Source organism: Paenibacillus nuruki (assembly GCF_963311185.1).
GTDB classification, from domain to species: Bacteria; Bacillota; Bacilli; order Paenibacillales; family Paenibacillaceae; genus Saccharibacillus; species Saccharibacillus nuruki.
The window spans coordinates 4,752,576-4,764,811 of record NZ_OY725677.1; the positions used below are offsets into that span (position 1 = coordinate 4,752,576).

The window sequence follows — 12,236 nt, forward strand, 5'->3', positions numbered from 1 at the left end:
ATGGCTTTGGAAAAAGCAAGAATTGTGCCTGAAGATGATTCGTCATCAACTGTTCATGTCCTGTTTAATCCAACTGAATACTCTGTACAGTCTAATGTAGGTTGGACAGATGATCAAAATGGTGCTCCTAATCAATATTTACCTAAAGTATCTGGTAATCTGACCATGGAACTTTTTTTCGATACATCGATGGAAGGTACAGATGTGAGAATCTACATTAATAAATTAAATGGTTTGCTACAAGAAGATACTCAGAAAAAGCGTCCACGTAAATATACGTTTGCCTGGGGAACATTTCAATATGAAGGATATATGGAAATCAAATCCCAAAAATTCACGCTTTTTATGGAAAATGGTATTCCTTTACGGGCTAGAGTAGGTGTTACCTTTGATCAGCGTGATGAGTCAACAGCATCGACAAGTAGTTCAACCCAAGCCACCGGACAAGTCGTAGCTGGACAAGGAGAATCGTTAAGCGAGGCGGCAAATAAGCAATACAATGATCCTACGCAGTGGCGACCGATAGCAGAAGCAAGTAATATTGATGATCCTTTGCAAGATATGACTAATGTGATGTTAAACGTACCGGGGAAAAAGTAGATGGGGATCATTACATTGCCTGATTCTCCTACAGATTACGACACACTGTATAAAAGTTATGATGAATTTCTAGCTCCACAATTCAAAATTACATGTGGAGGGAAAACATTCGATACCGATACTTTACCGATTCGGCAATTGAATGTGCAAACGACAATAGAGTCTATGGCAGATTCTGCTTCATTCACGATCGAAGAGGGATTTGATTCTCAGCAGACTGAATTTACATACGAATCTTCTTTCGAGCTAGCTCAGACGATAGAGATTGATATGGGATATGGTAATCAGTTAAAGACCGTATTTAGTGGTTATGTCGTATCGGTTGCTTATGAATTTCCAAGTGAGGGCGAGCCTTTAATGACTGTTCGTTGCATGGATATGACATTTCTAATGATGAAGACATACAGCGAAAAAGTATGGCAAAAGAAAAAGCATAGTGAAGTGGCAAAAGATATCGCTTCCTCTTATTCCAGTCAATTATTTATTGATGCTACTGATACAATCATCGAAAATATTTACCAAAATAAACAAGCGGATTATCTATTTCTGCGTGAATTGGCTCAGCGGAGTAATCGTCAATTACTGATTGTAGGGAAATCGGTTTATTTTCGCAAAGTGGTCGAACGTAAAACTCCTTTTATCACACTTACATGGGGGCAAGGGTTAATATCGTTGCGTACAGAAATGAATATTTCTTCTCAATTAAGTGGAGTCAATGTGCGTAGTTGGGATCAGTTGAATCGTCAGTTGATCGCTTCGTCTAGCTATACGGTCGTCAAAATTGGTAATGGTACACAAACAGGAAGTCAAATTGCGGCTACACTCGGTACGTATGAAGAGTATATAGATATTGATGGTGAGTCACAAACAGATGTACAGAGTGCCGCAGACAGTATGATGCAATCACGTTCCATGGATTTTATCGATGGTTACGGGGAATGTATCGGTATTCCTGATCTGCGTGCCGGTCTTTATATTGCATTTGCAGGCGTGGGCAAGCGAGCAGGTAGTATTGCTTATCTCAGTGAAGTGAATCATATGATTGATGATAGTGGATATATCATTCAATTTGAAACAAAGGGGAATGCGATATGATTTTTCCAGATTCCTATTATGATTCACGTCGACGGCAAGATACACGCATCTCTGGTGTGACGATTGGCAAAGTGACAAACAATACAGATCCAGAAAAGCTCGCTCGTGTGAAGCTAATGCTAGAGATGCATCACGGCGACTTTGAGACGGATTGGGTACGAGTAGCAAGTTCGATGGCAGGTAGTTCAAGAGGAAGTTTATTTATTCCTGAAGTGGATGATGAAGTACTGGTTGCTTTTCATTTAGGAGATATTACGCGTCCTTATGTGATTGGATTGTTATGGAGCAAATTAGCTGTACCTGAACCTATGGAAGACGAGAATAATCAAAAAAAAATAAAGACAACAGGTGGACACGAGATTATTTTTGATGAAGCTCAAGATAAAGGTAAAATGACATTCAAAAGTGCGAAAGGGCATCAGATTGCGATGGATGATGGTAACAATACCGTAGAATTTACGGATGCCGATGCCAAACATAAAATTAAATTAGCTGGAGGCGCATCCGGTGCAGTGACGATCGTGAGCGGAGAAACCCAAATTACGCTTAATGATCAAGGAGATATCACACTCACGAGTAATAAATCTGTCAGTATTCGTTCAGCTCAGATTTCTTTAGAAGCCAAAGGAACACTTGATCTCAAATCTTCGGGCCCCTTGACGATCAAATCGGATGCATTGGTATCGATCAAAGGTTCACTCGTTAAAGTTAATTAAATTCTATTTGAATATGATCGAACTCGAATTAAAAGCGTTGAATTTACTCATATTAAACACAGGAGGAGATAGCCGATGAATCGTGATTTTCTAGGCAGAGGGTGGTCATTTCCGATCCAAGTCGATACTGCTACCGGTAGAATTCAACTGTCCGAGTATGGCGATGATATTCGTGAAGCTATTCGCATTCTGATTCGCACATCACCGGGGGAGCGAGTGATGAATCCTGATTACGGATGCCGGATTCGTCGTTATCAATTTGATTCGATTGATGTGACCACTCTTCATCTAATGGCAAGTAGTGTCAAAGATGCTATTGAACGCTGGGAACCCAGAGTAACCGATGTAAGAGTCACTGCTCTATCTGATCAACAGGAAAATGGGTTAGTTCAATTGGAAGTCGAATATCGAGAGCGTTCTACAAATCATGTAACAAATCAAGTTTATCCATTTTATATCTATGAAGGTACAGGTTAACCGCATACATCATTGATCTTAAAAGGAGGGAAAGAGATGACGTTATCATGGGAACAGATTAGCAATCTAGCTTCGCCAGTGATTGATTCACGAGAGCTTTCTGACTTGGTGCGTGAGATGAGCGAGTTAGTTCCTTTTTATACGCCGGAGTGGCGATTTACACCGGACGATCCAGATGCAGGCACAGCTCTTTTTTATATTTTTGCAGATATGTTGCTTGAAAATATTAAACGTCTGAATCAAGCACCTCTAAATAACTATCTCTCTTTTCTCAATTTGATTGGTGTTGAACCGATTCATTCGCGAGCGGCTTCTGCATGCCTAACTTTTCAATTAAGTAAAGGATCAACACAACCTGTATGGATTCCAGCACGTACACCTGTATTAGCAGAATCAGAAGGGCAAGAAGTTCCTTTTGAAACGACATCTTCGATGTTAGTGACACCTACTCAAATGATTGGCATTTATCAAGTGGATGGTCAGGATGATCGTATTATTCCAATCGGTTCATCGCTGATGATCAAAGACTCCAAAACAAAAGAAGATTTGACTGCGTCTTATCGTTTATTTGATACAAGTAATAGTGAACAGAATATTCAAGAGCATATCTTATATACCGCTCATCCTATATTGGATCATTTGGAAGGAGCTACTCGAATTGAATGGATACCTTGGGTGGAACCCGCTTATATGGCTTCAGATTGGTGTCAGCTACTAGCAGATTCTACGTATGTCGAATGGACTTACTGGTCAGAAGGGAAGTGGAAAGTATTTGACCATGTACAAGCAGTCAAAGGGAAAATACGTCTGAGTAAAGCGGCGGGGCATCGCCTAGAACGCTGTTCTATTGAAGGAAACGAGCAAATATGGATTCGTTGCCGAATGGTACGTCCGTTAGAACCCAATCATTCATCTGCGGCACAGCAAAAAGATCGTCAATGGTTATCGACTGTACGGTTGAATCGTGTCACAGTCAAACCCGTGATGCAACCATTATTAGGTATCGGGCAACGGATAGACGAGATTGGTATTGCACCTGCGCGCTTATTTTTGGATGATCAAGAACTGGAACAGGAACAATTTTATCCATTTGGCAAATTATTTTATACATACGGTTGTTTTTATATGGAATCGACAGAAGTTTTTAGTAAGACAGGCAGTTGGATTACACTTCGTTATCAAAGTGGATTTGTTAATCAAAGGGCAGTTCCTGAACCTGATATTGAACCACGCTGGCGACCGGTTATGCGTGCTTCTGAATTTGATACACGTCACGCGGTCTATGCTTGTATTGAACGAGTGATCTGGGAGTATTGGAACGGTCAAGCATGGGTGCGTCTAACAGGTACAGCACGTGAGATGGATTATCAATTTCGCGCACCAAAAAAAAGGATGTCTACACGAAGTGAACGTGGACAAGATTCAACTGTATCTAAAGAGTCATCTTCTATTGAATGGGATGGTCAACCTGAAGATATACACGAACAGAAATGGGAATTTGAATGCCCTATTGATCTTGTTTCGACGATGGTAAATGGACTTGAAGGACACTGGATTCGTGCTCGGATTATCGAACTTGATAATGCTTATGCTCCTTATGCTATTTACCGTACTCCGTGGATACAGCAATTAAAGCTTCAATATAGCTATCGTGAATCTTTTCCTATTGAGCAATTTATCGCTGCTAATCATGGCGAAAGTAAAAGCTGGAATCGTGCAAGTACAGCTTCATTTTATCCGTTTGAAGCATTAGATAGTGCTGAGCCTGCTTGTTATATCGTATTTGATCAAGCCCCTTCAGGTGGGCCACTTCATATGTATCTAGAATTAGAACCGCTGACTGAACTTATGAATAGTGATCCTGTAGCTGTCGATTGGGAATACTGGCAAGACCATCAAGGTCGTCAGGGGTGGGTAGCATTAGAAGTCTATGATTTTACCGAGGGACTAACCGTTAGTGGAGGAATACAATGGTCTGCTCCAGACGATTTTGGAGTCTACTCCCGGTTTGGACAACAGGGATATTGGATTCGTCTAGTGGATCGTCAACGTCGATTCGGACAAAAGAATACACCGTATCCAGTGGTGAAAAGTATTCATTGGAACACTGTGCCCGCGATTCAACAACAAAGTATAACCGAGGAGAAGCCTGATGTTACGCAAGGCACTGATGGAGTCTCTTTTCGATTATTACGTACACCTGTACACGCTGAAGAAGTATGGGTAAATGAGACTCATTTGCAAGAACATAGCGAATGGCTTCGTCTTAGACAAGAAGCTCCAGAGGATATCCAAAGTCTCTCGTTACCTGATGGTTCTCAGCAAGTCTGGCGCAAATGGACAGCTGTTGTGAGTCTCCAAGGTTCTGGAGCATTAGATCGTCACTATCGCATTGATCGTACACAGGGTGAAATTTATTTTGGGAATGGTCGCTATGGTCGAGTGCCTACAACCGTAGGTACAGGACGAATCAAAGTAAATTATCGTTTATCAGCCGGTCATCTAGGCAATGTCGATCAGCATCAGATCAACCGTTTACGTTATGCCAAGGCTTTTATCGATAAAGTATGGAATCCTTTGCCTGCTTATGGAGGACATGATCGTGAGCAGACGATAGAAGCAGTACAACGTGGGCCCGCACAATTAAGACATCGGGATCGTGCAGTGACTAAAGAAGATTATGAATCACTTGCTTATGAAGCAGATGCTCACGTTGCCAAAGTGAAATGCTTTTCTGGTCAGAATGCCTATTTAGCCCAGGAAGCAGGGAGTATTACACTTGTGATTATGGTCAAAGATGACGATTGGGGTCGACGTTATTTTCCAGAGTTACGCAAACGAGTTCGTCAGCACTTGATTCCACGGATGTCGGCGATGATTTTTCCAGAATCCTTATTTATTATAGAACCGGTTTACCTTGAAATTGATGTGACCGCAGAAGTGTATGTGCACAGTATGGAAGATTTGGTTCCAGTCGAAGAAGAATGTGTGAGCAGATTGGATCGATTTCTAAATGCAATTACAGGTCAGCATGATAGCAACGGCTGGGATATTGGAGAACAACCGCAACCATCTGTATTTTACCCGTTATTACAATCCGTTTCCGGGGTTAAATACGTCAATAAGTTAACGATAGAGATCTTTCAACAGACTTCAGATCAGCGCAAAGAATTAACAGCACAACAAGCATCGATGATTGCCCACAGTGTTGTGCACGGTGGAAAACATAATTTGAGCGTGCGTACCGATTGGAATAAATAAAATAAGTGGAGCACCTAGATCAAGGAGGATGTCATGTTACCTAATCTGAATTTGGATGACCGTACGTATAAACAGATTCTAGATCGTGCCAGACAGTCAATCCACCGCCTTCATCCTGACTGGACAGATGAGAATACGCATGATCCTGGCATGACATTGATCGAATTATTTGCTTATGTTACTGAAGCCCAGCAGTACTATATCAATCGCGTTACCGCACGCAATGAATTAAAATTTCTTGAATTGTTAGGGATTACTCCTCAAGCGACCAGACAAGCCCAAGCAGAGATTCAAGTCTCAGAAGTAGGGCAGTCTGAATGGTTACCGCAAGGGACAGTCTTAACAGCCGATCGAGTAACATTTGAGACGACACACAGTCTTTATTTATTACCACAAAAGATTGAGCGGGTAGTGGTGCAAGAAGGATCTGACTCGACGATGTATGCATGGGAAGGCGTACATTCTCCTGAATTTTATTTGTTCGGTAGTGAAGCCAAGCAAGATAGTCGCTTTTATATCGGGCTTGATTCTGCGCTCCCTTCGGAGTTACCTCTTCATCTCACATTTGATATTGTCGAAGAAGAACAATTTTTGCGAAATGCTGTACGACAAGATCAGATGCATATAAAGCCACCTGTTCAATTAGAATGGTCTTATTTTGCAGCATGGAGTGACGGTGAGCATGGATGGCAACCATTGATGATTACAACCGATCATACGCGTGAACTGACGTTCGATGGCAGTCTGCATTTTCAATTAACAGCACCAATGGTTGCTCATGCAGTATATCCAGCAGTAGAAAAATCGCGGTACTGGATACGTTGTGTCTTACGTCAATCTGGCTATGAGACCGCACCCGTACTCAAACATTTATTACTGAATACGATTCAAGCGGTAGAAGGCAATACAGCTGTGGCGTTAGAACGTTTTGATAGCGATGGATCAGAATGGATTCAAATCCAATGGCTCCATCGTTTAGCACAAGAAGGTGAACTTGAAGTACGGATTCGTGAACAGACTGGTTGGCATCTCTGGCATGTTATTGATGAACTTCATAATGCTCAAGCTGAAGAACGTTGTTATGTACTCCAAAGAACAGCAGATGGACATGTACGTATGTGCTTTGGAAATGGAAATACGGGAAAGATTCCTCCAGCGGGCAAACGCAAAATCATGTGTATTGCATGGGAACCCTCTTTTCGAGAACGCCGTTATATCGGTCAAAGCAATGGAATGCCTGTCCAACATTATCGTGTTGCCTCTCCTGAAGAGAAACTTGCTCATATTCGAATTCAGGTGGGTGCTATCGATCCCTTATCGAAAGAAATGGTCTGGCATCACTGGCAACAAGTAGATGATCTAGACCGTTCAGGTTCAGAAGATCGTCATTTTCAATATGATGAATATAATGGTGAAATTCGCTTCGGTGACAACGAGAAAGGGATGATTCCCGCCCCTGCCACTGTAAATAATATCTGTTTAATTGCTTATACATCGGGTGGAGGAGAACGTGGCAATATTAAAAGTAATGCGTTGATGCTGAATCATCATCCAGCGTTATCTCCTCATCTACAAGCAACAAACTATAGGCATGGCTACGGAGGACAAGATGCAGAGACATTAGAACAAGCGAAGCGAAGATTATCTTCTGATTTGCAACAGGTGAATCGTGCAGTGACAGCTTCAGATTATGAGCAGATTGCGTTACGTACTCCCGGTCTACGTGTAGCAAGTGTCAAAGCGCTTCCTCTGTATGTGAGCGGACTCGCAGACTACCCGACTCGCAAAGCAGCCGGTCAAATGACATTAGTTGTTGTTCCTTATGGCAAAGGAAAACCGGAACCAAGCCCTGCTTATCTGCAAGCGGTCAGACAACATATGGAGCAACATCGTCTACTCGGCACACAACTGCATATTATTGGCCCGCAGTATATCACAGTGAATGTCCAAGCACAGCTAGTAGTGGAACCGTATTGCAAAAATCAAACCGCATTATTTAGCGATATATTAGAAAAATATTTTGATCCGTTACGTCAACAAGGTGAATTTGGCAAAAGTATTCGTAGCAGTCAATTGCATAACTTATTGTCTCATGTACCCGGTGTGATCTATGTGCAGGATCTATGGATTAATGTAGAAGGCACAGGAACAAAGCGTGATGAAAGTGGTAATATCAGCATTCCTCCTAATGGACTTGCAGCAGGTGGAGACTATCGAATCGAACTATTTATATCGAGTGAAGTTCGCTAATACGTTTACAAAACAGCTTGTGCTAGAAAAAGGAAAGGAGAGGAAATCGATGTTAAGAATCCCTCATCTCTCACTGAATAAACGTGCAGATTGGGAAGCAGGAACATCTATCAATGTACAGATCAGTGATGCCGGTGTTCATTTGCAAAAAGAACTAAAATACAATATAGACGGACATTTTTTTATTCCTCTCCATATTCCTATTGCAGATTTGGCATCCGATGGACAAGGCAAATTGTACTTATTAGATACACAAGGTTCCTTATTTTTATTAGATCCTGCTACTCAATCAGTAGAACCTTTATTCCCTGCTGGACACCAAATGTTCCGTCCTGATGCGGAGTTGTTAGGACAATCAGATCATTGGATGATCGTGCAACGAAAAGGAAAAGGATTGATTATGGCAGCCTATGCTACTCGTAACGGGCAACAGCTATGGAGCATAGAAAGTAACAAAGATGTAGAGGGACAACCCATCGAAGTACTCGCATGGACTCATGACGAACAACAGCATCTGTTTCAACTGGTTCGGCATTTCAAAAGCGTCACTTCAGAGGAAAGCTTGCTGTCAGATATACCTGTAGTTCATGCCTATCACTATGAGATCCACAGCTATAATCAGCGAGGAATATTACAAAAGGTACTACCTTTACCTGAACGCTGGGAACAACGAACAGATGGTATTAATCCTTCTTTAACATCATCTACATCAAGTGATAGCTGGCAAATTGCAGTAGCTGGTGGAATCATGTATATGTCCGAATTTCAGACACGTACAATTTGGAAATTAGATCTAAAAGGTGAATTCACAGGTTTTTCTATTCCTGAGTTTGGGATGACAGGTCATATTTTGGCAGACACCGATGGAACGTTATATGTAGGAGCTTATTACTGGGGTACGCCGAATAGTGCCAATAATCCGTTTCTGTTAGCGATCTCAACACATGGAGTGATTGAGCGAGTTGCAGGTTATAGTGGCAGACTGGATAAGATGTTCTACGGGCATCACCGTCAGATTCTTATCTACAATCAGCAAGATGTAACGGTTACAATTTTGGAAAAGAAAAGAAATACACGCACAGCTCCAGAATATGGTGGACTTCCACGAGGCACACTTATTTTGCCTTCAGCAGACAGTGGGGACGAAGCTACAGTCTGGCACAATATGATACTGGAAGGGCAGATTCCCGCAGAGACGAGAGTGATTATTCGTTACTTTGCGTCCGATCACAAGCCCCTTCTTTGGCAAAGTCAATCGTATGATCTTGATGATTGGTTACGAAGCGAACAAGTGCCCGAGCAAGCTAAATTAAAGTATGTACAGGAGCAATGGACAGCCTTACCGCCTAATCCACACAATGCTTTTTTTATAGCAGCCAAAGGTCGTTATTTATGGATAGCGATAGAACTTCAAGGTAATGGAAGTCAGTCGCCATTGATAACGCAGTTGCAATTATTTTATCCGCGTTCTTCGTTACTTTCCTATCTACCTTCTATTTATCAAGAAGGAGAGGCAGATTCTTTTCTCGAACGATTCATTTCATTATTCGGACATTTTTTGAGGCAACATCATCAGCAGATTGCTGGCATTTCGGCTGTGTTTGATCCTGAACAAGCGGAGGGTGAATTTTTACGTTGGCTGGCAGGGTGGTTGGATATTGTAGCAGATGATAGCTGGTCAGATGAACGATTGCGATCGTATATTCAACTTGCTCCCAAGCTATATCAGATTCGAGGAACCAGGCAAGCTATGCAACAAATGGTGAAGTTATTGAGTGGGTATACGCCATATATTTTAGAACATTTTCAATATAAACATTTATTACATGATCCTGATTGGGAACAAGCATTATTGCCACTATATCAAGATATGCCTTATCACTTTCTGGTTGTGCTTCCGCCCCATAGTATAACGTCTACACAACAAAAAGAAATGCTTCAGCGAATGATTACTCGTGATCAACCTGCGATGACGGAAGCAGAACTGATTATACTGGAACCCAGAATCAGACTAGGCGGGCATACGTATCTAGAAATAAATTCGATTCTAGCTGCTCCATCCCGATTAGCGATTGACGATCAATCTGTCGTCTCCTATGATACCGTACTAACCGATGGTGAAGAACAATCTGTAGCTACATTTCCATTTCGATTAGACAATGCAGTCCAACTTAATCATTAATGAATGACCCAACAAAGGAGCGCGTGGTGATGCAGAACTCAAGATACTATCCGTTTGAGCGTAATCGTTATTTTTATGGCAAATTGCTAACGGTACGGGATTTTGAAGCTGAACAAAATTATGTTATGGATAAGCGTAGATTAATGAATCGCTTGCTGTTCGGTTCAGGTATTATTACAGGCTTGAAAGTAGACAAAATTGATTTTCACACCATATCGATTCAATCGGGGGCAGCCTTAGACAATCTAGGCCGAGAAATCATTGTTCCTGCACCAATTACCACTCGATTGTCATTGATTGATGGATTTGCCCAAAATGACTCTAATCGGGAGTTATATCTTTGTCTAGCTTATAGTGAACGAGGTCGTGAACCTGTACATACGTTGGAACGCAACAACGAAAGTATAGGCGATCTTAGCGAGCATAATCGTGTACAGGAAGTGTATCAATTGATTTTGAAAGAGAATCCAGCAGAATTTGAACAATACGGAACGATGCAATTAAAAGAACAACGCGTTAACTTTTATCAAGATGAGCGTGTCAAAATGTTTATGAAAGGCCCTAAATATGCTCAAGCAGGAATTCCATTTGATCTGCATATCTATGTAGTCAAAACCAATGTGGAAGCGCAGGTGATTCTCGATTGTAAGCTTGAAATGGATGGGGTACAACTTCAAAGTGGGAGCGATCGTTTAACATACAATGATTCCGGCAATACAACACGCAAAGAGTATCGAATCGACAGTCAGTTTATCGCTCGCCAAAATGGAAATCAAGCGATCATTCGGATTGTAGATGCAACTATTCGAGTAGATGGACAAGCGATTTCGATTCGAGAAGAAATCAAATTCCCTATTGACGTGATAGAGCAACCTGATCAGAAGATATGGCAGGATTATAGCGAACGTTCACTTGAAGACGCATTAGATGATCGCCCTGCCATGATCTGTCTTGCCAAGATCAGTCTGATTCGCAGTCGATCTACCTATTCAATTGATCAAGTCGATCCTGTTCCTTTTGGAGATTATGTGCGTAATACTTCCGATCTATATCGTCTTGGCTTGCTAGCAGGAATGAGTGAATCAGAAGATCAATCTGTTGTGCAAGCGAGTACGACCCCTCTTCCAACGTTTGAACCTGATGCACCCGCAATTGAACCGTATGCAGATGAGGATGAGATATCGTTACTTTTGCAACAACAGCCTACAAGTGAACAGAATACGCAGCAGGTTCGTTCTGGCATGATTGAACTCTCTTTGTCAGGTAGTAAAACACATAATGTCCTTTTTTCCAAAGGTGAAAATGCCGTTTCTGAGGAGATTGAGCATGGTCTGGGAGCTGGAAGTGTGTATTTAACCGTTGGATTGTGGGAAGAAGAAGCGGGTAAAATTTTTGCGGGAAATCAAGATGTATTTGATCATACGCCATATGAATCTTCTTTGCCACAAGTAAAGTTAGGTACGGTTCAATATCCTGAAAAAGGTACATTTCGGATAGGAGCTAAAGTATTTGTTCCTTCAGGACCTGCTACGCTTCGTATCCAGTGGTGGGCAGTCAAAGCGGTTGAAGTCTGAAGTCTAAAGGGAAGCATACAGTAGGGTTTAAACAAGCTCAAAAGCCTGCTAGATGCGAAATATACGCTGTATGCAGGCTTA

8 protein-coding genes are annotated in these 12,236 nt (G+C 41.7%); all 8 read left to right on the top strand.

Annotation, left to right across the window (positions count from 1 at the left end; genetic code table 11):
* Positions 1 to 600: a CIS tube protein gene (locus RCP16_RS21115; RefSeq protein ID WP_308641263.1), complete on the top strand. Its 600-nt coding sequence runs from the start codon at positions 1 to 3 to the stop codon at positions 598 to 600.
* Positions 601 to 1,695 (top strand): phage late control D family protein, encoded by a 1,095-nt coding sequence (locus tag RCP16_RS21120; protein ID WP_308641264.1) that lies wholly within the window; start codon positions 601 to 603, stop codon positions 1,693 to 1,695.
* The gene (locus tag RCP16_RS21125) at positions 1,692 to 2,411 is read left to right on the top strand and encodes a phage baseplate assembly protein V (protein WP_308641265.1); all 720 of its coding nucleotides are present in this window, start codon (positions 1,692 to 1,694) and stop codon (positions 2,409 to 2,411) included. Before RCP16_RS21120 ends, RCP16_RS21125 begins: the two co-directional genes overlap by 4 nt.
* 75 nt (positions 2,412 to 2,486) lie before the next feature.
* On the top strand, positions 2,487 to 2,888 hold the full coding sequence (locus RCP16_RS21130) for a GPW/gp25 family protein (RefSeq protein WP_308641266.1): 402 nt from the start codon (positions 2,487 to 2,489) through the stop codon (positions 2,886 to 2,888).
* Between the two features lie 36 nt (positions 2,889 to 2,924).
* Positions 2,925 to 6,149 (top strand): putative baseplate assembly protein, encoded by a 3,225-nt coding sequence (locus RCP16_RS21135; protein ID WP_308641267.1) that lies wholly within the window; start codon positions 2,925 to 2,927, stop codon positions 6,147 to 6,149.
* Between the two features lie 33 nt (positions 6,150 to 6,182).
* A complete protein-coding gene (locus RCP16_RS21140; protein WP_308641268.1) occupies positions 6,183 to 8,399 on the top strand; it encodes a putative baseplate assembly protein in 2,217 nt (738 codons plus the stop codon).
* A gap of 49 nt (positions 8,400 to 8,448) precedes the next feature.
* Positions 8,449 to 10,581 carry a phage tail protein gene (locus RCP16_RS21145; RefSeq protein WP_308641269.1) on the top strand — a complete coding sequence of 711 codons (2,133 nt, stop codon included), beginning with the start codon at positions 8,449 to 8,451 and terminating at the stop codon, positions 10,579 to 10,581.
* Positions 10,582 to 10,610: 29 nt separating this feature from the next.
* Entirely contained in the window at positions 10,611 to 12,155 is a 1,545-nt protein-coding gene (locus tag RCP16_RS21150; RefSeq protein WP_308641270.1) for a hypothetical protein, read from the top strand.
* The last annotated feature ends 81 nt before the right edge of the window (positions 12,156 to 12,236 follow it).